Origin of the sequence: Stenotrophomonas maltophilia (assembly GCF_006970445.1) — a bacterium.
In the GTDB taxonomy this organism is placed as follows: Bacteria; Pseudomonadota; Gammaproteobacteria; order Xanthomonadales; family Xanthomonadaceae; genus Stenotrophomonas; species Stenotrophomonas maltophilia_AU.
In genome coordinates this window covers 2,386,058-2,405,860 of sequence record NZ_CP033877.1, presented here as the reverse complement: position 1 = coordinate 2,405,860, position 19,803 = coordinate 2,386,058, and the positions used below count along the sequence as shown (strand labels likewise).

Sequence of the window (19,803 nt, the reverse complement as noted above, 5' to 3'; positions counted from 1 at the left end):
CACTGGCCGGCAACTGCAATGCGCTTGATGTGCCAACGGTGCCGGCCGGCGGCCGGCACTACCGGGCCGCTGGGCTCGGCAGCACCAGCTCGAACACGGTGCCGGTGTCATCGGACGCGACACTCACGCTGCCGCCATGCGCCTGTGCGATGGCACGGGTGATCGCCAGGCCCAGCCCCGCACCTTCGTGGCGGCCGCGCTCGCCGCGGTAGAAACGATCGAACAGGCGCGGCAGCGCTTCTTCAGCAATCGCGGTTCCGACGTTGTGCACGCTGACCCTGCACACGCCATCGGCCTCGGCCAGCCGCACCCGCACCTCGCTGCCGGCGGTGGCATGCTTCAACGCGTTGGACAGCAGGTTGGCGATCGCCCGGTGCAGCATCAAGCGGTTGCCCTCGACGCGTGCGGTGCCTTCGCGGCGCAGGGTCAACTTCCGGTCCTCGGCCAGCAGCTCGTAGAACTCCAGCAGTGAATCCACCACCGCGTCCAGCGCCACCGGCTCGCGTGAAGGCAGCGCGCCCGGTGCTTCGGCCTGCGCCAGGTACAGCAGGTCGCCCACGGTCTGTGCCAGCTGCTGCAGTTCCTCGGCGCAGGACGCCAGCGTCTCGCGGTAGGCCTCATTGCTGCGCGGGTGCGCCAGCACCACCTGCACCTGGGTGAGCATATTGGTGATGGGCGTGCGCAGCTCGTGGGCAAGGTCACCGGAGAACCCGGTCAGCCGCGCGAAGTCCTGCTGCAGGCGCGCCAGCATGCCATTGAGGGTCTGCGCCAGCTGCTCAAGTTCGGCCGGTGCACTGCGCGCGCTCAGGCGGCGCTGCAACCGGCCAGCGGTGATCTGCCGGGCCTCATCGGCCAGCGTGCGCAGGGGCCGCAGTGTTCGCCGCACCACGTAGCCGCCGAGCAGGCTGCTGGCCACGGCGGCGCCAATGATCGCGATCGCCAGCAGGTGGCGGAAGCGCTGCAGGAAATCGGCATGGCGGTTGTCATCGATGGCCAGCAGGGTAACCAGCTGGCTGCCGTCGGCCAGCGCCTGGCGCAGGTGCAGGGCATGCATGCAGCGACCATCGGCGAGGATCCAGTCGTGCCGCCATGGCGTGGCATCGATGGGCTGGCTGCGTGCATGCTCGCGCAGCAGTGCCGGCGCAGTGGAGAACAGCACGGTTCCGCTCCCATCAACAATGTGGAAGGCGATATCCGGATGATGGCCGAGCGCCTCTGCCAACCGCGGTCCGCGTGCGGCGGCAGGCCCATTGTCAGCAAGGTCGCGGATCAACGCGACCTTGTTTTCCAGTTCGATGAAGTCCTGGGCAACAAGATCATGGCGGGCGCTGACATAGATCGCCACGCCCAATGCGGCCAGCACCAGCGTGGCCACGATGGCGAACAGCAGCGTCAGCCGTACCGCGATGGAACGGCGCAGGTTCATCCGCTGTGCATGGCACCGTCGTCTGGCGCCTCCAGCACATAGCCCATGCCGCGCACGGTGACGATCAGCTTGGCATCGAAGTCATCGTCGATCTTCGCGCGCAGGCGGCGGATCGCCACGTCGATCACGTTGGTGTCGCTGTCGAAGTTCATGTCCCACACCTGCGAGGCGATCAGCGAGCGTGGCAGCACTTCGCCCTGGCGACGCGCCAGCAGCTCCAGCAGGGTGTATTCCTTCTGGCTGAGGGGGATGCGCTGGCCGCTGCGTTCGACCCGGCGGCGCAGGGTGTCCACCACCAGGTCGGCGATGACGATGCGCTCGGCCTGGGGCTGCGCCTGGCCCCGGCGCAGCAGGGTACGAACCCGCGCCAGCAGCTCGGCGAAGGCGAACGGCTTGGCCAGGTAGTCATCGGCGCCCAGCTCCAGGCCCTGCACGCGGTCGGCGATGCTGCTGCGCGCAGTGAGGAACAGCACCGGCACCTGCCAGCCGGCTTCGCGCAGCCGCGACAGCACGTTCCAGCCATCCAGGCCGGGCAGCATCACGTCGAGGATGACCAGCTGGTACTCGCCGCTGCCGGCCAGGTGCAGCCCGTCGACGCCGTTGCAGGCGAGATCGACCACGTAGCCGGCTTCGATCAGGCCCTGGCGCAGGTAGTTGCCGGTCTTGGGTTCGTCTTCGACGATCAGCAGTTTCATGATGCGCCCATCATCGCAGCTTGCGCGTGGGCTGGCTGCGCAGGCTCACGCCAACGGGTCCAGCGTACCGAGCACCGCCACGCAGGCCAGCACCAGCACGGCCAGCACCGACTCGCAGGCCAGGCTGTGGCGAAGTGAGCGCAGCGGCCTGGGTTGCCAGCCGCCGCGGATGGAGACCGCCAGCGCCGGTACCAGCCGCCAGCGATGCAGCGCCGCCAACCCCAGCATGCCGCCCACCAGGGCCAGCTTGAGCAGCAGCCAGCGCCCATGTGCGGTACCGGTCAGGGTCTGCACGGAACCGCCGAGATCGACATAGGTATAGGTGCCGGTCATCGCCAGGGTGGCGACGATGACCGTACCGGGCAGGGCGAAGCTGTGCGCGGCCTGCCACAGCGCATGGGTACGTTCGCGCAGGTGCAGGCCTTGTGGACGCAGCGCCAACTGCAGGATGGCGGCAATCGCGCCGACCCAGGCACCGGCGGCCAGCAGGTGCACGATGCCGGCCAGCAGCCGCAAGGTGCCGCTGAGCCCATCGCCCGCAGCGGCGTGGCCATTCCAGGACAGGCTGGCCAACGCCGTGGCAGACAATGCGAGCAGGGCCACGCGGCGCAGGCCCTGCAGCGGCGTGGCGAATGCCAGCAGGGGCAGCATCGCCAGCACCGCCAGGAGGCGCAGCAGGCCCGCTTCACCCACCGGCGTACCGGTAAGGAACCAGCGCGCCATCTCGAGGTCGATGTCGGCCGGCGACAGACCGAGCACGCTGGACAACCGGGTCACGGCATCGGTGACCCCCACCAGCAACGCGATCAGCGCGAGCGCCAGCAGGACGCCGCGCGGCAGCTCGGGGCGGACGAACAGCATCCGCCCGAACAGCAGCATCAGCACCAGGTACAGCGCCAGCCGCAGTGCATACGGCGAGAGCTCGGCCACGACGGCAGCCTTACTTTACGGTGAAGCGGTAGCTGCCGGTGATCGGGTGGCTGTCCTGGCCCACCGCGCGCCACTGCAGTGCGTAGCTGCCTGCCGGCAGCGGCTTGGCGAAGCGCGCACGCAACGTGTGGCCATCTTCGGAGAGGTCCTGCGCGGTGGTAGGCATGGCCATCTTCATGCGGCCATGGTCCATGCTCAGTTCGATGCGGGTGGCACGCGGCATCACCTTCTCACTGAACTGCAGCTCGATCTGGCTGGCCGGGGCCACGGTCGCGTCGGCGGCCGGCGTCGAGCGCACCAGGCTGGGATGGGCCAGGGCCAGCGGCGCAATCGCGAGGCCGGACACGAGGACAACAAGGGCGGAGGAGCGGAGCAGGGGACGGGCCATGCGTGGGACACCTGTGGAAGACGTGGCCCACAGGGTGGAGGGCAGCGCCTTTCGCTGCCCTGACCCCTACATTACCGATCTGTAATGTGCGGCCCACTAGCAAGGTAGTGCCGGCCGCTGGCCGGCGTCACAGCGCTGCCAGCGGCCCCTGCATGCGATGGAAACTGCCATCGGTGGCGGTGAACCAGGCCAGCGAACGCCCGCCCACGAAGTCGTCGACATGCACGACCGTAGCGCCATCGGCTTCCTGCCACGAAATGGCATAGATCCCTTCGCTGATCCGCTGCCATTCACAGGCGGCTTCGCCCTGCGCACCGGCATAGGCGCCGGAGACGATGGCGTACTGCACATGGCGGCCATCGGCGCTGTAGACATTGTCGGCGGCCAGGCCGTCATAGCTGACGCGGAAGCGGCGGCCGGCGAACACGGGAAGGTCAGCCGCGATGTTCATCGGATCGCCACCGGGTTGATGTTCACCTGGGTCGAGCCGACGTACAGCGGCTGGCCGAGCACGAACAGGAACTCCCAGGCCTTGTCACGCACCAGGGCACGGCTGTCGATCAGCTCCAGGTTGTAGATGCCGCGCTTGGCCAGCATGTACTGGTTGATCGGGAACTCCTCGGCACCGTTCGGGTTCGGGTAGACCTCCGAGGCCCAGGTGTCGCCACCGAAGGCGACGATGCCCTGGTCGGCCAGCCACTTCGCGGCCTCCATGCCGATACCCGGTTCCACTTCCAGGAACTGTTTGTCGTCCTTGCCGATCAGTTCCAGCCAGCCGGTGTTGAACAGCACCACGTCGCCCTTGCGCAGGCTCAGGCCCTGCTTCTCCAGCACGGCCTGGATGTCGGCCACGGTGAACTCGGTGCCGCCGGGCACGATCGCCTTGCCGTAGTACGCGGTCATGTCCAGCACGACGCCGCGGGTGACCATTGGCGGCACCTTCTCGACGCCGAGCTTGCGCACACCGTCCACGGTGACGAAGTCAGCGGCCTTGTTGCCGTTGTAGTAGACGTTGTCGATGCCGATATGGCCGATGCCGTTGAGCTGGGTGCCAACGCCGGTCCAGGCGTTCACCAGTTCATCGTTGAAGGTGAACTTGTTGGGGCCCAGCGACTTGCCGGCCTGCTGGCCGACCTGCACGTTGTACAGGCGGAAGCTGCGGTGGCGGAACGCGGGCAGGTTCTTGTCCACCGGCACCGCCAGCGGATAGGTCTTGCCGGTCCTGATCAGCGATACCGCGTGCTTGACCACGTCCGCGGTCAGCAGGTTGGCCGCGCCGATCTCGTCGTTGGCGCCGTAGGCAGAGGGATACCAGTCCTCGGCGGTGGCCTGGAAGGACAGCGGCAGGGTGGCCAGCGCAAGCGCGGCCAGGGTCTTCATCTTCATGGCAAAGCTCCGGTAACTGTCAGGCCGTCGCGGGGGCGGCAAGCGGGGCATGCGACGCGGCGGCGTCGGCATGGGCCGGGAAGTGCGGCAGCACGTACTCGGCGATTTCGTGGAAGGTCTCGGCCAACGGCCGTTCGTTGCGGCGGAACTGCAGGCCGATGTGGTCGACACCAGCCGCCTGCATGGCGTGCAGCTCGGCCAGCAGCGCGTTGCGGCCGCCGCGCAGGCCGAAGCGCCAGCGCTGCAGGGGGGCATTGGCATCGGCCACCAGGTCCAGGTGGATGAAGCTGGCATAGGCCTTGTTGCCGGCCACGGCGCGCCAGGCCGCCACGCGTTGCGCATGGTCCTGTGGCGTGCCCGGGTAGGCCAGGCAACCGTCCATGTGCTGGCCGATCCACGCCGGTTGCTGCTGGGCCAGGCCGGCTACGAACAACGGCAGGGCCGGGCCATCCGCGGGCAGCACGTCCAAGCCCTGCGGCAGGTGCGCGGCGGCGCCTTCGCGCAGCAGTGCGATCTGCTCGCGGAAGCGGCTGCCACGCGTGTCGAAGTCGCGGCCGAACAGCGGGTACTCCACCGGGCGGTCGCCACTGGCTACGCCCAGCAGCAGGCGGTCGCCGCTGAGCCGCTGCACGCTGCGCGCCGACTTCAGGGTCAGCAACGGCTCACGGATCGGCAGCACCACCGCACCGGTGCCCAGCAGGATGTTCTCGGTGATGCCGGCCAGGTAGCCGAGGTAACTGAATACCTCGAACACCTGCGCCGCATCGCCGAAGGCCGGGTCGTACACCGGCACGTCGCGTACCCAGAGCGCACGGAAGCCGAGGCGGTCGACCAACCGTGCCAGTTCCGCATGGCGCTGCAGGTCCGGTTCGCCGGGCAGGCGTCGCGCGGCGCGTCGTGCCTGTTCGCCCAGCGGCGTCCAGTCATTGTCCAGCGGTGCTTCGATGCCGATGCTGAAACCACCGGCCTGCAGCCGCGCCAACGCACTGCCCATGGCGAGGCTCCTCAGTCCCAGGCCGGGGCCAGGCCCGGCGGATCGACTTCGCGGCCGTTGCGGTCAAGCGCAGCGATCGCGGCCATGTCATCGGCATCCAGGTGCAGGTCCTGGGCGAGCAGGTTGCTGGCCAGGTTCTCGCGCTTGGTCGAGGACGGGATGACCGAGTAACCCAGTTGCAGTGCCCACGCCAGCGCGACCTGGGCCACGGTGGCCTGGTGCTTGCCGGCGATGGCGGCCAGCACCGGATCCTTCAGCACCTTGCCGTAGGCCAGGGTCATGTAGGAGGTGACGGTGATGCCCTGGTCCTGCAGGAAAGCGGTCAGTGCCGGGTTCTGCAGGTAGGGGCTCAGTTCGATCTGGTTGGTGGCGATCTCGCCAGCGCCGACCACCTCGATGGCCTGCCGGGTCAGCGCGATGTTGAAGTTGGACACACCGATCTGGCGGGTCAGGCCCAGCGTCTTGGCTTCGGCCAGCGCGGTCATGTATTCGCGCAGTTCAACGCCATTGCCCGGCGCCGGCCAGTGGATCAGCAGCAGGTCCACATGGTCGGTGCGCAGCTTGGCCAGGCTGTCGCGCAGGCTCGGGATCAGTTTGTCGGCAGCGTAGTTGTCGACCCAGATCTTGGTGGTCAGGAACAGCTGGTCGCGTGCTAAGCCGGATTCGGCGATGGCCTGGCCGACCTCGGCTTCGTTGCCGTAGATCTGCGCGGTATCGACCGCACGGTAGCCGACGTCGAGGGCGTTGCGCACCGAGTCGATGACGGTCTGGCCGGTCAGGCGGAAGGTGCCGACGCCAAAGGAAGGAACGCTCATGATGGACTCCAGGGACTTCGTTGAGAGCCGGTGGGCTCGGGACGGGGCGAAGTGTGGGCGCTTTACATTTGTTGATTAAGCCGTGTATACGGGAAACGCTTTTGCGCCGAGGTAAAAAATGAAAACCACCCTGGATGAGCTGAAGGCCTTCGTGGCCGTGGTGGACAGCGGTTCGATCACGGCAGCGGCCGAGGAGCTGGAGCTGACCATCTCGGCCACCAGCCGCACCCTGGCGCGGCTGGAGGACAAGCTGCAGACCACGCTGCTGCGGCGGACCACGCGGCGGCTGGAACTGACCGAGGAAGGCGCGGCGTTCCTGGAGTACGCGCGCACGATCCTGGCCACGGTGGACGAGGCCGAGGAGCAGATGGCCGCGCGGCGGCTGCAGCCGGTCGGGCGCCTGCGCGTGGACGCCGCCACGCCGTTCATGCTGCACGTGATCGTGCCGTTGCTGGAGGGCTTCCGCGAGCGCTACCCGCAGGTCGAGCTGGAGCTGAATTCCAACGAGGGCATCACCGACCTGATCGAGAAGCGCACCGACGTGGCGTTCCGCATCGGCGTGCTGCGCGACTCGACCCTGCATGCGCGGCCGATCGGCCACAGCCGCATCCGCGTGGTGGCCAGCCCCGAGTACCTGCGCCGGCACGGCACGCCGACGCGCGTGGAGCAGCTGCGCACGCATGACCTGCTCGGCTTCACCCAGCCCAGTTCATTGAACGAGTGGCCGCTGCTCGATGCCGATGGTGGGCCGTTCGTGATCGAGCCGGCCATCGCTTCATCCAGTGGCGAGACACTGCGGCAGATGGCGGTGGCCGGGCTGGGCATCGCCTGCCTGTCCGACTTCCTGACCCGCCAGGACCGGCGTGATGGCCGCCTGGTGCAGCTGTTCGCCAGGCAGACGCAGGAAGTGCGGCAGCCGATCAACGCGGTGTACTACCGCAACACCGCGCTGGCCGCGCGCATCACCTGCTTCGTCGACCATGTGACGCAGACACTGGGGCAGCGCCCGTTCGACGAGTGAGGGCCCGGCGCTATTGCAGGCCGCGGTGCTGCGCGGCCCACGCAGACGGTGAGCAGCCAGCGACACGCCGGAAGGCCGCGCTGAATTTGCTGGGGTTGGCGTAGCCACAGGCCAGTGCGACTTCGGTGACGCTGCATCCTTGCGCAAGCTGCGCGCACGCCCACTGCATGCGGCGCTGGGTCAGGAATGCATAGGGGGGCAGCCCGGTGGCTGCACGCAGCGCACGGCTGAACGTCGATGGGTCCATCTGCAGCGCCGCCGCCAGCTGCGCAACCGCCAGCGGTTGGCCGTACTGCGCGTCGATGTACTCCTGCAGGTGCTGCAACTGCCGCGCGGACAGCGCAGTGGCCCTCGGCGGCAGCGCATGCGCGTGCCCGGCAAGCTGTTGCAGGCGGTGCAGCAGCACCCGCGCGCCGTGTTCGAGAAATCCGGGAAGGCAGGCATCGGCCTGTGCGCTGCACCACAACGCCTGCAGCACCGAGGTGACCACCGGGTCGCGCTGCAGGCGCGCTGCCAGCGGTTGCAGGTCATGCATCCGGTGCGCCTCCTGCTGCAGGAGGCCGGTGTCGATGGCAACGCCCAGCACGTCCACTGCGGGGCTGGCATAGGTGCCGATGTCACCGGGCAGGACCACGTTGAACTGACCAGGTTGCCAGACGCCCTGCAACAGGCCGCCATGGCTGCGTTGCTGCAAGCGCCCGCCGCCACCGATGGCCATGCCCAGGCGCAGCTGGTGGGGATGGCCCATGCTGCCTTCGCTGGCCTCGAAGCGATGGCGCAGCAGCACCACCGCACCGTCGTCGCTGCTCACCATCGCGGGCGGTTGGGGGCCGGTTTCCTGCAGCAGCTGGTCGGCGAGGGCTCGCATCAGGAAGGCGCGCGTCATGGATCCGGAAACGGAGCAGCGCCGCCGGGAATGGAGTGGCGGCACCACGTGAATGTTACAGGATAACACTCTTGTTGCGCACTGCCGCCGCCCGTGCGCCCGCCATTTCATCCGTTGAGGTTCATCCGTTGAAGTCGTCCACGCCTGCCGCCGCGCTTGTCGCGGCATCCCTGCTCATTCCTGCCATGCCTGTACTCGCCCAGCAGGCCGATCCGGCCACGCTCGACGGCGTCCGGGTCACCGGTTCCAAGCGCGACACTCCGTACCTGAAGAGCGATCTGTCGGTGACGGTGCTTGATCGGCAGGCGCTGAAGGAGGCCGGTGTCACCGAATTCCGTGATCTCGACAAGCTCGCGCCCAACGTCAAGTTCAATGCGATGGGGCAGCTCAGCAACATGTTCATCTCGATCCGCGGCATCGAGTCCAATCCCTTCCTGGTCAACCGTGCCTCGGTCTACATCGATGGCATTCCGTTCCGCGAACTGAGCAACGCCGTGCTCAACCAGGTCGAGTCGGTGGAGGTGCTGCGCGGCCCTCAGGGCACGCTGTACGGTGCCAACAGCGAGTCGGGGCTGGTGCTGGTGCGCACACGCGGCCCGGCCGATGCACGCGAGGGCGAGATCAATATGCGCAGCACCTGGTTCGGCAACGGCAATGGCACCGCTCTCGATGGCTTCCTGGCAGGGCCGTTGAACAAGACCGGCAGCCTGTCCGGCTCGGTGGCGTTCATGGGCTCGGATGAGGACGCCTACCTGAAGAACCTCACGCCCTCCGGTGCGCGCGGCAGGGTGGGCGAAGGCTACCTGCAGGGCAAGCTGCGCTGGCAGCCGAGCGACTATGTCTCGGTGAATGCGCTCGCCTACCACCTGCGCACACGCGCGCCGGGCATGTTCGAGTACGAATACCTGCCGCTGGATACTGGCCTCTACAACCGCACCTACGGCACCTCGCTCAATGGCGGCCGTCGTGCCGGTGACTTCACCTACATCAACGACGCGCCCAAGCGCACCGAAAAGGATGAATCGGTGGCCGGCCTGAGCGCGCAATGGCAGCTGCAGGCCGGCACGCTGGACGTGGCCGCCTCCTGGCGGGACGAGGAGGTGACCTCGGCCGGCTACGACTTCGACATGACCAACAGCCCGGCATTGGCCGGCCGCATCTACGACAGGAAGAAGGAATGGACGGCCGAAGCGCGCTTCAGTTCGCCCAGTGACCAGCCCCTGACCTGGATGGCCGGTGTGTCCACCTACCGCAACAGCAAGGATTCGATCCTGGGTACGTTCGTCGGCCCTGCGCTGCATGGGCTGGACAGCTACAACCTGGCACCGCGGCAGACCTCGAAGGGCGAGGACTACAGCGTGTTCGCCACCGCCAGCTACACCTTCCCCGCGCTGCCCAGGCTGACCGCGAGTGCCGGCCTGCGCCATGAACAGGCGCGGCGTTCCACCGAACAGCGCGCCGGTGCGCTGGACCTGGGCGCCGGTGGCCGCGTGCTGTATCGCGATGCCGCGCTGGCGCATACCTTCTCGGCCACGCTGCCGCGGGTGTCGCTGCGCTACGATGCCACCGACGACCTGTCCTTCTACGCGGCTTCGGCCAAGGGCTACATTCCGGGCGGCTTCAATCTGGCAGCCGCACAGAGCGATGTGGTCAACGACAAGGTGCTGCGCTACGAGTCCGAACGCATGTGGAGCCACGAGCTGGGGTTCAAGATGAATCTGGCCGGCGGTCGCGGCCACATCGGCGGTGCGCTGTTCCACATCACCTCGGACAACTGGCAGGAGATCCAGGTGGCCACCGATGGCAACGGCCGCCCGATCTCGTCGGACTACGTGGGATCGGACGCCTCGATCCGGTCACGGGGTGCAGAACTGGAGGGTGTGTTCGAAGTAGTGCCTGGTTTCACGCTGATGGCGAACGTGGGCTACGTCGACGCGAAGTACACCAGGCTGTGGGTCAGCGTCGACCAGAACCTGGATGGCAAGCGGGTCAAGCTGACCCCGCATTACACCGGCTATCTGGCCGCCCGCTACCAGTTCGCGTCTGGCCTCTACGCGCGGCTGGAGTCGCAGTTCACCGGCTCCAGCGCACTTGACGAGCGCAACCGCGCTTTCCAGCCGGCCGTCGCCGTGCTGGGTGCGCAGCTGGGCTACGAGACCGGACCATGGAGCGCACGGGTGTTCGTGCAGAACCTGACCAACAAACGTCGCATCAATGGCCTGATCTTCGACAATCTTGCCTTCGGCCGCGACGGCAACTACTACGGCCCGGTCGACAGCCCGCGGATCTTCGGCGCGGAAGTGGGGTATCGCTTCTGAGGAGGCGGGGCACGCGCCGGCCAGCGGCCGGCGCTACCGGTGGTGGTGCGGCGCAGACGGCCCGCGCCTCCAACCAAGGGTAGTGCCGGCCGCTGGCCGGCATCTTCGGAACGCTACCGGCGGTTGTGCAGCGCCCGCCGGTTGCCGATGTGTGCGCACGCCAGCAGCACGCCACCGCTGGCCGTCGCCACGCCGTGCCAGAGCAGCGATTCCTTCAATGGCAGGTACAGCGAGGCGGACAACAGCAGGATGGCGCCGGCACAGGCCAACTGCAGGGATCGCCAGTGACCATGCCGGTGCAATCCGGCCGCGGTACTGGCCAATGCCAGCGATGAGGCCAGCAGCGCGAACAGCCATTCCCAGCGCGACATCACCAGCAGCACCGTCATCGCGCCATGGCCGGGGTGCTGGAACGAACGCAGCGCCATCATCGCCGCCGGCACGAAGGCGAGCAGCAGGGGCAGGGCGATGCAGTGGGCGGCGCAGGCCAGGGACAGCCAGGCGCCGGCCAGATCAACGCGGGGATGCCAGCGTGCCGAAGTTGGCGGCTGGGCCAGGGCCCTTGCGGGCGTCGTGGGGATGTGGTCCATAAGGTTACATAGTAACAATTGGAGTGCCCCCCCCCATGAAGCGTTCTGCTGCTCTTTTCCTGCTGCTGGCTGCCAGTGCCGCGCAGGCCCATGATGTCCGCCAGCTCGGTGCGCACGTACACGGCCAGGCCACCGTTGATCTTGCGCTTGACCAGCAGACGCTGGAATTCGCCCTGCAGGCCCCCGGCATCGGCATCCTTGATTTCGAGCGGCCGCCGGCCAATGCAGCCGAGCAAGCCGCGCTGGCGCGTGCGACTGCGCTGCTGCAGGGCGGCAGCTGGGTCACCTTGCCTACCGCCGCGGGCTGCCGCCTTTCAGGCAACGATGCCAAGGCCGAGGGATTCGATGCGACGGCTGCCCCACCGCCATCCGGTCAGCATCGGCACGCGGGGTTCAGCGCAACGCTGCAGTACCACTGCGCCAAGCCTGGCGAGCTGCGGGCCATTGTCGTGCGCCTGCCCGCACTGTTCCCGGGCCTGCACGAAGTGATCGTCAACAGCGCCACCGCCCATGGCCAGAACCGCAGCGTGCTGACCCCGGACAACCTGCGCGTGGTGCTGGCACCGTGAGCATGCGACCGGTGATCGCGCTGGATGGCGTGCAGTTCGGCTATGGCCGGCGGCTGGTGCTGGACGTGCCGCGGCTGTGGATCGAGCAGGGCAGCAGCGTGCTGCTGCGCGGGATCAGTGGCGGTGGCAAGAGCACGTTGCTGGGCCTGCTGGCGGGCGTGCTGCTGCCTGGCAAGGGCCGCATCGAAGTCGCCGGCCACGCGCTGCAGGCGATGCGCGGTGCCGCGCGGGACCGCTTCCGCGCCGACCACCTGGGCGTGATCTTCCAGCAGTTCAACCTGCTGCCGTTTCTCAGCGTGCGCGACAACATCGCGCTGGGCCTGCGCTTCTCGCGCCTGCGCAGCGCACGCATCAGCGGCCCGCTGGATGCCGAGATCGCCCGCCTGCTGCAGGCGCTGCAGCTGGACCCGGCGCTGATGCAGCGGCGCGCAGGCACGCTCAGCGTCGGCCAGCAGCAGCGCGTGGCGGCGGCACGCGCCCTGATCGGCCGCCCGGCGTTGCTGCTGGCCGATGAGCCGACCTCGGCGCTCGACCGCGACGCGGCCACCGCGTTCCTGCAGCTGATGTCGGCGCAGTGCCAGGCAGCCGGCACCACAGTGCTGGTGGTCAGCCATGACGACAGCCTGGAGCGGTTGTTCGACCGCACGATTGCCCTGTCGCAGATCAACCAGGCAGGTGCCGGCCATGCTTGAGCTTGCCTGGGCCAGTCTGCGCAGCCGTGCGTTGAGCGTGGGCCTGACCGTGCTGGTCATCACCCTCAGCGTGGTGCTGTTGCTGGGCGTCGAGCGCGTGCGCACGCACGCACACGAAGGCTTCGCCAGCACCGTGTCCGGTACCGACCTGATCGTCGGTGCGCGTTCGGGGCCGGTGAACCTGCTGCTGTACTCGGTGTTCCATATCGGTGACCCGACCAACAACGTGTCCTGGCAGTCCTACCAGGCGCTGTCCGCGCTGCCGCAGGTGAAGTGGGCGGTGCCACTTTCGCTGGGCGACTCCTGGCGCGGCTACCGCGTGGTCGGTACCAGCGATGGCTATTTCGAGCACTACCGCTATGGCGCCGGGCACGCGCTTGCGTTTGCGAGCGGACGGCCGTTCGATGACCTGTATGACGTGGTGATCGGTGCCGAGGTGGCACAGGCACAGAAGGTCGGTCTCGGTGACCAGATCGTGCTGGCGCACGGCACCGGCGCGGTCACCCTGGCCACGCATGCCGACAAGCCATTCCGAGTCGCCGGCATCCTGCAGCGCACCGGCACGCCGGTTGACTCGTCGCTGCTGGTCTCGCTGGCGGCGATCGAGGCGATCCATGTCGACTGGCGCTCGGGCGTGCAGTTGCGCAGCCAGCGCGTCAGCGCCGAGCAGGCGCGTCACCTCGACCTGACGCCGACCAGCATCACCGCCTTCATGCTCGGCCTGAACTCGCGCATCGCCACGTTTTCGGTGCAGCGCAGGATCAACGAGTATCCCGAGGAGGCGATGCTGGCCATCCTGCCCGGCGTGACGCTGCAGCAGCTGTGGCAGTCGCTGGGCACGGCCGAGCGCGCCCTGCAGCTGATCAGCGCGATGGTGGTGCTGCTGGGCATGGTCTCGCTGGTGGCGTTGCTGGTCTCGACGCTGCAGGAGCGGCGGCGCGAGATGGCGATCCTGCGTGCGACCGGCGCACGGCCGGGCTACATCGCCGGCCTGCTGGTGGTGGAAGCGGTGGCGACCAGTGCCGTGGCCTGCGTGCTGGCGTTGGCGCTGCTGGTGGCCGTCAGCATTGCCGGGCGTGGCTGGGCGCTGGCCAACTTTGGCCTGTCGATCACCCATGTCTGGCCGGACGGCCGCGAGCTGGCCTGGGTGGCAGGCGTTCTGGCGATCAGTGCGGTGGCCGGGCTGGTGCCGGCGTTGCTGGCCTACCGGCGCACGCTGGCCGATGGCCTGTCGCCGGGAGGCTGAGCATGCGCTGGATGCTGTCGCTGCCTATGGTGCTGGCACTGGCCGCCTGCGAGCGGCCGGTGGATACCGGTGTGCAGGCCCTGCCACCCTCGCCGGTTGTCGACCGCGCTGCGGATGCGGCAGAGCAGGAACTGGACTGGTTGCAGATGATGCCGAAGGACGAGCTGGCCGCGCTGGAGCGGGGCGAGGGCCCGGAGGTCGAGCACAACGGTAACCGGCGCATGCCGCAGTTCGGTACGTTCCGTACGGTGGATACGGTGCTGCAGCGGCCAGTGCGCCTGCCGGGCTACGTGGTACCACTGGCCAACGCGCAGGACGGGCGGCTGACCGAATTCCTGTTCGTGCCGTACTACGGCGCCTGCATCCACGTGCCACCACCACCACCGAACCAGATCGTGCACGTGGTGCTGCCACGCCCCATCGCGATGCCGGACATGTACTCGCCGTTCTTCCTGGCCGGCACCCTGCGTGCCGAACGGCTGGATGATGATCTGGCCGGCTCCGCCTACACCATGCGCGATGCACAGCTGAGGCCTTATGAACCGTAGCCCCATGTTGTTGGTACTGGGATGCCTGTGGCTGGCGGGCTGTACGTCGCCGGGCGGCGATGCTGTGGCGGTCACGCCGAAGGACACACCGGCTGCAGTCGCTACGGACGCTGCCGCCATCGACCGTTGGGATGCGCTGCGGCCCGACGAGATCACCTATCAGCGCCCGCCGCCGCAGATCGGCCTGTCACGCGGTGGCATGGATGGCGTGGGCGGACTGATCGACGACACCGGCTCCGGCACGCCGCCGGGGCAGGAGATCGACCATTCCAGCCCGGACCGCGCCAAGCAGTTCGGCTCCTCGCGCGTCGTTGACGCCGTCGACGGTCGCGCGGTGGATCTGGATGGCTACGTGGTACCGCTCGGCACCAACGATGCAGGCCTGGTCGATGAACTGCTGTTCGTACCGTTCTATGGCGCGTGCATCCACGTGCCGCCACCACCACCGAACCAGATCATCCACGTGACCCTGGCCACGCCGATCGCGCTGGGCGATCTGTGGGATCCGTACCGGCTTGCCGGCCGTCTGCAGGTGAAGCGTTTTGACGCGGATATCGCCAGCGCGTCGTACGATGCCGCGGCGGCCACGCTGACGGCGATCCACAACTGATGCCGCGGCGCTGGATCATGGCTGCCGGGGTGCTGCTGGGCGCAGTCGTGTTGCTGGTGTGGTGGCAGCGGCACCGCGCCCCCATCGCGCCACCGGCGGCCGCGTTTCCGGCGCCTTCTTCCGATGCCAGCCAGCGTATCGAACAGCGCCTGGGCGATGACCATGCGTTTCGAAACGACATACTGTTCCTGCTCGCTGCAACCCTGCGCGACCGCTGCCAGCCAGCGCAGGCCGGGCTGCTGGCGCGCATGGCCAATCGTGCATCGCTGCCGGTGCTGGCGGCGGTCAGTGCGGTGACCCAGCAGGATCCAACGCTGGACCGGCCGATCTACCAGTACATCCAGCATCGTGCCGATGCGACGCAGTGCGGCCAGCCGCTGCAGTTGCCGCTGGCCGGAGGGCGCAGCATGGCCGTGGACATCGAACAGTACGCACGCACGTTCCCGGACAGCTATTTCGACCCGCAGCGCAGCAGCGAGCCGCGGGATTTCGGCGGACTGTCGTTGCAGCAACGCGCAGGGAATGCCTGCAACAGCGTGGTGTATTCGGTGCTGCCGTTGGGCGGCAACGATTGGCGGTGCAGCAGCCTGCGCGCGAATGCCCGTGCGCGCGTGCGCGGACTGTGCGAGGACGAACTGCGGCGCCAGCATGGGGGCATCGATGGCGAGCTGGACGCCGCCGTGGGGCAGGGGATGCAGGCGGCGGTGGTATCGGCGATCGCCGCGCTGCCGGAGGACTGCCGGTGATGATCCCTGGCACCGGCCACGACCCGGCATGAGGGGCGCGGCAACATGAACATTGCCCGGGCCCCAATCTGAACCGGTGGCGTTTTTTTCATAACTATACAGGACATCCTGTATAGTTATGACCGTACTCCACCCCCGTCAGGTTCTCCCATGGCTTTGTCCCAGCCCTTGGCCGGTGCTCCGGCCCTGTCGCGTGCCCGTCGCTGGGCACTGCTGTTCACCGTCGCCGCCGGCCTGCTGCTGGTCACGCTCGACAACTCCGTGCTCTACACCGCACTGCCCACGCTGACCGAGGAACTCTCGGCCAGTGCCGGGCAGGCGCTGTGGATCATCAACGCCTACCCGCTGGTGATGGCCGGGCTGCTGCTGGGTGCCGGCACGCTGGGCGATCGCATCGGCCACCGCCGCATGTTCCTGATCGGCCTGGTGGTGTTTGGCGTAGCCTCGCTGGCAGCGGCGTTCGCAGCCAGCGCAACACAGCTGATTGCCGCACGCGCGTTCCTGGCGGTCGGCGCGGCCGCGATGATGCCGGCCACGCTGGCGCTGATCGGCCTGAGCTTCCACGAAGAGCGCGAACGCAACATCGCCATTGCGATCTGGGGCTCGGTCGCCATCGTCGGTGCGGCGCTGGGCCCGATCATCGGTGGCTGGCTGCTGCAGCATTTCTGGTGGGGTTCGGTGTTCCTGATCAACGTGCCGGTGGTGGTGGTCGCCTTCGTGGCCACGTTGTTGCTGGCGCCGGAAGGACAGCGCGATACCTCGCGGCCGTGGGACCTGGTTTCGTCGCTGCTGGCATTGGCTGCACTGTCCGGCCTGGTGCTGGCGATCAAATCGCTGATCGCTACGCCGCCGTCGTATGCACTGGGCGCGGGCGCGCTGCTGCTGGCCGTCATCAGTGGTGCGGCGTTCGCGCGCCGCCAGCAGCAGCTGCCGTACCCGCTGCTGGACTTCGCGATCTTCCGCAACCGGGCGTTCCTGGCCGGCACGCTGTCGGCGGTGTTCACCCTGTTCGCGATGGCCGGCCTGCAGCTGGTAACCACCCAGCGCTTCCAGCTGGTGGCAGGCTTTACGCCGCTGCAGGCAGGCCTGCTGGTCTCGGTGGCGGCACTGGGCAGCCTGCCCAGTGCGCTGCTGGGCGGCAGCATCCTGCACAGGGTGGGCCTGCGCCCGCTGATCTGCGGCGGCCTGGCCGCAGGTGCGCTGGGTGTCGGCGTGGTGGCCTTCGGCTTCCCGCACGGCCTTGGCTGGGTGGTCGCGGGCATGGCGATCACCGGCTTCGGCATGGGCTCGGCCATCTCGGTGGCGTCCACCGCCATCCTCAACAACGTGCCGGCGCACCGTGCGGGCATGGCGTCTTCCGTGGAAGAAGTGTCCTACGAGTTCGGTGGCCTGCTGGCGGTGGCGATGCTGGGCAGCCTGAGCGCGGCGATGTACAGCGCGTTCCTGCCGGTCTCGGCCGACATGCCGGCGCTGGCCCGTGAAGGCATCACCCAGGCGCTGCACGCCGCGCGCGAAAGCGGGCAGGGCGAGTGGTTTGCGCTGGCCACGGCCGCGTATGACCGCGGCTACCAGATCGTGCTGCTGGTGATCACGGCGGTGCTGGCGGTGGGCGCGGCGATCATCGCGCGCCTGCTGCGCGGTCGCGTCGGCAGCCGCGAGGGCGCGGCCGATCGCGTAAAATGACGCGATGAGAACCAGTAAGCGCGACCGCATCCTTGACGCCGCCGTCAACGTGATCAATCGTGACGGCGTGCGCGCGGTGACCTTCGAGTCGGTGGCGGCCGAGGCCCAGCTGACCCGTGGCGGCCTGCTGTACCACTTCCCGTCGCGCGAGGCGCTGCTGCGCGGCATCGACGAGCACCTGGTGCAGGCCTGGGAGACTTCGATGGAATCGCTGCTGGGCAAGCGAGCGGAGGAAGCATCGGCGCTGGAGCGCTACCAGACCTTCGTGCGTGTCTCGGCGCAGAGTGCCACCCGTGCCGAACTGATGTTCATGCTGGAATCGGCCGACCCGGACGCCGAAGAGCGCCCGTGGGGACCGGCGGTGCGGCGTTGGGCGCCGTTGCCGCCGTCGGCCGGGCAGAATGACCCGGCCGCGCTCGACAATTTCGTGGCACGGCTGGCCGCCGATGGCCTCTGGATCTACGAGGCGATGTACGAAGGGCAGCTGGATGAAAGCGTACGTGCCCAGGTTGCCGAGCGCATCGCCGGGCTGCTGGCGAAGCTCGATGGAACGTCCAGCTGAGCCGTCGACCGACGCGCGGACGTCGCCCGTGGTAGAGCCGACCGCTGGTCGGCGGCTCTTCGGTCAGGGCACGAAAATGCCGCTTCGGTAGGGTCGACTGTCAGTCGACTGCCCTTCGGTCAGACAACGAAAACCCCGCGCTCCGCGCGATAGTCGACCAGCGGTCGACTCTACCCAGCCTGCGCCGCGGTCGCTGCCAGCCACGATCTCGGCGAAGCCCCCAACCGCTTCCGGAACGCCTTCGACAACGACGCGGTATCGGCAAACCCCACCTCGATCGCCACCTGCTTGACCGCCACGCCGGCTCGCAGTTGCGCGCAGGCCAGGCTCAGCCGCCAGTCCAGCAGGTAGCTGGCCGGCGTGGCCTGCATCACGTCCTTGAACACCGCTGCGAACGCGCTGCGCGACATGCCGGCAGTCGCGGCCATGCGTGGCAGCGTCCATTCGTCCTGCGGCGCCTGGTGCATCGCCACCAGCGTGCGTGCCAGCCGTGCATCGGACAGGCCACGCATCAGCCCATGACTGACGCCCGCTGCATCCGGGTGATCGACCACCCAGCGCAGGATCTGGATCAGCGCCACCTCGAACAGGCGGTTGGTCAGCAGCCGGGAGCCGCAGCGCTGGCGATCGGCCTCGGTGAACAGCAGGTGCAGGGTGTCGTCCAGTTCGGTGATCGCGGCCAGCGGCACCACCATCACCGTCGGCAGCGACTGCACGATCGGATTGCGCGCGCCGCCATCGAAGTCCAGCGTCGCGCAGGTGAAATCCGGGCCATCCAGTGGGGCATTGAAGAACACGTGGTGCAGCGGCTGCGGGTACAGCAGCAGGCTGGGGGTGTCGATCTTCAACCGTGGCAGCGCGGTATCGCCATCGGGATGGCGCACCTCCATTTCACCCCGGCGCAGGATGTGCAGGAACGCGCGCCCAGGTTGCGGCTCGAACACCTGCCGTCCACACAGCGGACCGCTGTGGAACAGCGCGGCCTGCACCCGGAAGCGTTCCAGCAGGGAGGAGAGGCGATCGGGTGCGGACGTGTCGAGGGGAATGCTCATGGACGTATGGACAACATATCCGGCTGATTGCGCACAATGTGTCCAGTGAGTCTACCTAGGATGAGCGGGTCGTCCAATCCCGGGCGCTTTCCCAAGGAGATCCACCATGTCCCGTGTCCCCCTGATCGATGCCGCCAACACCACCGCCGACCGCCAGGCCCTGCTGGGCCAGGTCCACGCCGCGTTCGGCGCCACCCCGGCCATGTTCCGCGCCGTGGCCAATTCCCCGGCCGCGCTGCAGAGCATGTGGGGTTCGTTCGGCGCACTCGGCGGCGGTCGCCTGTCGCCGCTGCTGGGTGAGCAGATCGCGGTGGCCATCGCCAACCGCGATGCCTGCGAGTACTGCCTGGCTGCGCACACGGCACTGGGCCGCAAGGCCGGCGCCAGCAGCGAGCAGATGGCCGCCGCGCAGATCGGCCAGTCCAGTGACCCGGCTACTGCCGCTGCCCTGGACTTCGCGCTGAAGGTGGTCGAACAGCGTGCGCAGCTCGCCGACGGCGATGTGCAGGCGCTGCGTGCGGCCGGCTTCGACGATGAGCAGATCGTCGAGATCCTCGCCCATGTGGCGCTCAACCTGTTCACCAACTACGTCAACGTGGCGTTCGACGTGCCGGTGGACTTCCCGAAGGTGGCGCTGCGCTGAGGT

General features: G+C 68.1%; 22 protein-coding genes. 11 read left to right on the top strand and 11 right to left on the bottom strand.

The features are described from left to right. Positions 1 to 58: 58 nt before the first annotated feature. The 8 genes from EGM71_RS11140 to dkgB form a co-directional block, all read right to left on the bottom strand. Positions 59 to 1,426 carry a heavy metal sensor histidine kinase gene (locus EGM71_RS11140; protein ID WP_188484977.1) on the bottom strand — a complete coding sequence of 456 codons (1,368 nt, stop codon included), beginning with the start codon at positions 1,424 to 1,426 and terminating at the stop codon, positions 59 to 61. Then, positions 1,423 to 2,121, bottom strand: coding sequence for a heavy metal response regulator transcription factor (locus EGM71_RS11135; RefSeq protein WP_188484976.1), 699 nt, complete (start codon positions 2,119 to 2,121; stop codon positions 1,423 to 1,425). Before EGM71_RS11135 ends, EGM71_RS11140 begins: the two co-directional genes overlap by 4 nt. 45 nt (positions 2,122 to 2,166) lie before the next feature. Further along, entirely contained in the window at positions 2,167 to 3,051 is an 885-nt protein-coding gene (copD, locus tag EGM71_RS11130) for a copper homeostasis membrane protein CopD (RefSeq protein ID WP_188484975.1), read from the bottom strand. 10 nt (positions 3,052 to 3,061) lie between these two features. Further along, on the bottom strand, positions 3,062 to 3,439 hold the full coding sequence (gene copC, locus EGM71_RS11125) for a copper homeostasis periplasmic binding protein CopC (RefSeq protein WP_188484974.1): 378 nt from the start codon (positions 3,437 to 3,439) through the stop codon (positions 3,062 to 3,064). A 127-nt stretch (positions 3,440 to 3,566) separates the two neighbouring features. Then, positions 3,567 to 3,890 (bottom strand): MoaF-related domain-containing protein, encoded by a 324-nt coding sequence (locus tag EGM71_RS11120; RefSeq protein WP_188484973.1) that lies wholly within the window; start codon positions 3,888 to 3,890, stop codon positions 3,567 to 3,569. Continuing rightward, positions 3,887 to 4,825, bottom strand: coding sequence for a cyclase family protein (locus EGM71_RS11115; RefSeq protein ID WP_223224445.1), 939 nt, complete (start codon positions 4,823 to 4,825; stop codon positions 3,887 to 3,889). Before EGM71_RS11115 ends, EGM71_RS11120 begins: the two co-directional genes overlap by 4 nt. A 19-nt stretch (positions 4,826 to 4,844) precedes the next feature. After that, positions 4,845 to 5,819 (bottom strand): TIGR03571 family LLM class oxidoreductase, encoded by a 975-nt coding sequence (locus EGM71_RS11110; RefSeq protein ID WP_188484972.1) that lies wholly within the window; start codon positions 5,817 to 5,819, stop codon positions 4,845 to 4,847. 11 nt (positions 5,820 to 5,830) lie between these two features. Next, positions 5,831 to 6,634 (bottom strand): 2,5-didehydrogluconate reductase DkgB, encoded by an 804-nt coding sequence (gene dkgB, locus EGM71_RS11105; RefSeq protein WP_188484971.1) that lies wholly within the window; start codon positions 6,632 to 6,634, stop codon positions 5,831 to 5,833. 118 nt (positions 6,635 to 6,752) lie between these two features. Here dkgB and EGM71_RS11100 point away from each other — a divergent pair, with 118 nt between their 5' ends. Continuing rightward, a complete protein-coding gene (locus EGM71_RS11100; RefSeq protein WP_188484970.1) occupies positions 6,753 to 7,655 on the top strand; it encodes a LysR family transcriptional regulator in 903 nt (300 codons plus the stop codon). A gap of 10 nt (positions 7,656 to 7,665) precedes the next feature. Here EGM71_RS11100 and EGM71_RS11095 read toward each other — a convergent pair whose 3' ends face one another. Continuing rightward, a complete protein-coding gene (locus tag EGM71_RS11095) occupies positions 7,666 to 8,541 on the bottom strand; it encodes a helix-turn-helix domain-containing protein (protein WP_223224444.1) in 876 nt (291 codons plus the stop codon). A 185-nt stretch (positions 8,542 to 8,726) separates the two neighbouring features. On the opposite strand from EGM71_RS11095, the gene EGM71_RS11090 reads away from it, so the two are divergent. Continuing rightward, complete coding sequence (locus EGM71_RS11090; protein WP_188484969.1) at positions 8,727 to 10,859, top strand: TonB-dependent receptor; 2,133 nt, start codon at positions 8,727 to 8,729, stop codon at positions 10,857 to 10,859. Positions 10,860 to 10,972: 113 nt separating this feature from the next. Here EGM71_RS11090 and EGM71_RS11085 read toward each other — a convergent pair whose 3' ends face one another. Then, the gene (locus tag EGM71_RS11085) at positions 10,973 to 11,449 is read right to left on the bottom strand and encodes a MerC domain-containing protein (protein ID WP_188484968.1); all 477 of its coding nucleotides are present in this window, start codon (positions 11,447 to 11,449) and stop codon (positions 10,973 to 10,975) included. A 35-nt stretch (positions 11,450 to 11,484) separates the two neighbouring features. Between EGM71_RS11085 and EGM71_RS11080 the strand changes: the two genes are divergently transcribed. The 8 genes from EGM71_RS11080 (at position 11,485) to EGM71_RS11045 (ending at position 18,105) form a co-directional block, all read left to right on the top strand. Further along, on the top strand, positions 11,485 to 12,018 hold the full coding sequence (locus tag EGM71_RS11080) for a ZrgA family zinc uptake protein (protein WP_188484967.1): 534 nt from the start codon (positions 11,485 to 11,487) through the stop codon (positions 12,016 to 12,018). After that, positions 12,015 to 12,710, top strand: coding sequence for an ATP-binding cassette domain-containing protein (locus EGM71_RS11075; RefSeq protein WP_188484966.1), 696 nt, complete (start codon positions 12,015 to 12,017; stop codon positions 12,708 to 12,710). Before EGM71_RS11080 ends, EGM71_RS11075 begins: the two co-directional genes overlap by 4 nt. Next, positions 12,703 to 13,956 (top strand): ABC transporter permease, encoded by a 1,254-nt coding sequence (locus EGM71_RS11070; RefSeq protein ID WP_188484965.1) that lies wholly within the window; start codon positions 12,703 to 12,705, stop codon positions 13,954 to 13,956. Before EGM71_RS11075 ends, EGM71_RS11070 begins: the two co-directional genes overlap by 8 nt. A 2-nt stretch (positions 13,957 to 13,958) precedes the next feature. Next, positions 13,959 to 14,504, top strand: a complete 546-nt coding sequence (locus EGM71_RS11065; RefSeq protein WP_188484964.1) for a DUF3299 domain-containing protein — start codon at positions 13,959 to 13,961, stop codon at positions 14,502 to 14,504. Continuing rightward, positions 14,494 to 15,114 (top strand): DUF3299 domain-containing protein, encoded by a 621-nt coding sequence (locus tag EGM71_RS11060; protein WP_188484963.1) that lies wholly within the window; start codon positions 14,494 to 14,496, stop codon positions 15,112 to 15,114. The genes EGM71_RS11065 and EGM71_RS11060 overlap by 11 nt, the downstream gene beginning before the upstream one ends. Beyond that, positions 15,114 to 15,860: a hypothetical protein gene (locus tag EGM71_RS11055; RefSeq protein ID WP_188484962.1), complete on the top strand. Its 747-nt coding sequence runs from the start codon at positions 15,114 to 15,116 to the stop codon at positions 15,858 to 15,860. Before EGM71_RS11060 ends, EGM71_RS11055 begins: the two co-directional genes overlap by 1 nt. Before the next feature lie 150 nt (positions 15,861 to 16,010). Continuing rightward, positions 16,011 to 17,543: an MFS transporter gene (locus tag EGM71_RS11050; RefSeq protein ID WP_188484961.1), complete on the top strand. Its 1,533-nt coding sequence runs from the start codon at positions 16,011 to 16,013 to the stop codon at positions 17,541 to 17,543. A gap of 4 nt (positions 17,544 to 17,547) precedes the next feature. Further along, the gene (locus EGM71_RS11045) at positions 17,548 to 18,105 is read left to right on the top strand and encodes a TetR/AcrR family transcriptional regulator (RefSeq protein ID WP_188484960.1); all 558 of its coding nucleotides are present in this window, start codon (positions 17,548 to 17,550) and stop codon (positions 18,103 to 18,105) included. Positions 18,106 to 18,275: 170 nt separating this feature from the next. On the opposite strand, the gene EGM71_RS11040 is transcribed toward EGM71_RS11045, so the two are convergent. Further along, a complete protein-coding gene (locus EGM71_RS11040; protein WP_188484959.1) occupies positions 18,276 to 19,157 on the bottom strand; it encodes an AraC family transcriptional regulator in 882 nt (293 codons plus the stop codon). 106 nt (positions 19,158 to 19,263) lie between these two features. Between EGM71_RS11040 and EGM71_RS11035 the strand changes: the two genes are divergently transcribed. Then, positions 19,264 to 19,800 (top strand): carboxymuconolactone decarboxylase family protein, encoded by a 537-nt coding sequence (locus EGM71_RS11035; protein WP_188484958.1) that lies wholly within the window; start codon positions 19,264 to 19,266, stop codon positions 19,798 to 19,800. Positions 19,801 to 19,803: the final 3 nt, after the last annotated feature.

Bases quoted from the DNA above. Each gene is read 5' to 3' on its own strand.
- EGM71_RS11140 (WP_188484977.1), bottom strand. From the start codon at position 1,426: ATGAACCTGCGCCGTTCCATCGCGGTACGGCTGACGCTGCTGTTCGCC.
- EGM71_RS11035 (WP_188484958.1), top strand. From the start codon at position 19,264: ATGTCCCGTGTCCCCCTGATCGATGCCGCCAACACCACCGCCGACCGC.
- EGM71_RS11060 (WP_188484963.1), top strand. From the start codon at position 14,494: ATGAACCGTAGCCCCATGTTGTTGGTACTGGGATGCCTGTGGCTGGCG.
- EGM71_RS11070 (WP_188484965.1), top strand. From the start codon at position 12,703: ATGCTTGAGCTTGCCTGGGCCAGTCTGCGCAGCCGTGCGTTGAGCGTG.
- EGM71_RS11045 (WP_188484960.1), top strand. From the start codon at position 17,548: ATGAGAACCAGTAAGCGCGACCGCATCCTTGACGCCGCCGTCAACGTG.
- EGM71_RS11040 (WP_188484959.1), bottom strand. From the start codon at position 19,157: ATGAGCATTCCCCTCGACACGTCCGCACCCGATCGCCTCTCCTCCCTG.
- EGM71_RS11120 (WP_188484973.1), bottom strand. From the start codon at position 3,890: ATGAACATCGCGGCTGACCTTCCCGTGTTCGCCGGCCGCCGCTTCCGC.
- dkgB (WP_188484971.1), bottom strand. From the start codon at position 6,634: ATGAGCGTTCCTTCCTTTGGCGTCGGCACCTTCCGCCTGACCGGCCAG.
- EGM71_RS11115 (WP_223224445.1), bottom strand. From the start codon at position 4,825: ATGAAGATGAAGACCCTGGCCGCGCTTGCGCTGGCCACCCTGCCGCTG.
- EGM71_RS11080 (WP_188484967.1), top strand. From the start codon at position 11,485: ATGAAGCGTTCTGCTGCTCTTTTCCTGCTGCTGGCTGCCAGTGCCGCG.
- EGM71_RS11085 (WP_188484968.1), bottom strand. From the start codon at position 11,449: ATGGACCACATCCCCACGACGCCCGCAAGGGCCCTGGCCCAGCCGCCA.
- EGM71_RS11055 (WP_188484962.1), top strand. From the start codon at position 15,114: ATGCCGCGGCGCTGGATCATGGCTGCCGGGGTGCTGCTGGGCGCAGTC.
- EGM71_RS11135 (WP_188484976.1), bottom strand. From the start codon at position 2,121: ATGAAACTGCTGATCGTCGAAGACGAACCCAAGACCGGCAACTACCTG.
- EGM71_RS11050 (WP_188484961.1), top strand. From the start codon at position 16,011: ATGGCTTTGTCCCAGCCCTTGGCCGGTGCTCCGGCCCTGTCGCGTGCC.
- EGM71_RS11110 (WP_188484972.1), bottom strand. From the start codon at position 5,819: ATGGGCAGTGCGTTGGCGCGGCTGCAGGCCGGTGGTTTCAGCATCGGC.
- EGM71_RS11100 (WP_188484970.1), top strand. From the start codon at position 6,753: ATGAAAACCACCCTGGATGAGCTGAAGGCCTTCGTGGCCGTGGTGGAC.
- copC (WP_188484974.1), bottom strand. From the start codon at position 3,439: ATGGCCCGTCCCCTGCTCCGCTCCTCCGCCCTTGTTGTCCTCGTGTCC.
- EGM71_RS11065 (WP_188484964.1), top strand. From the start codon at position 13,959: ATGCGCTGGATGCTGTCGCTGCCTATGGTGCTGGCACTGGCCGCCTGC.
- EGM71_RS11090 (WP_188484969.1), top strand. From the start codon at position 8,727: ATGCCTGTACTCGCCCAGCAGGCCGATCCGGCCACGCTCGACGGCGTC.
- EGM71_RS11095 (WP_223224444.1), bottom strand. From the start codon at position 8,541: ATGACGCGCGCCTTCCTGATGCGAGCCCTCGCCGACCAGCTGCTGCAG.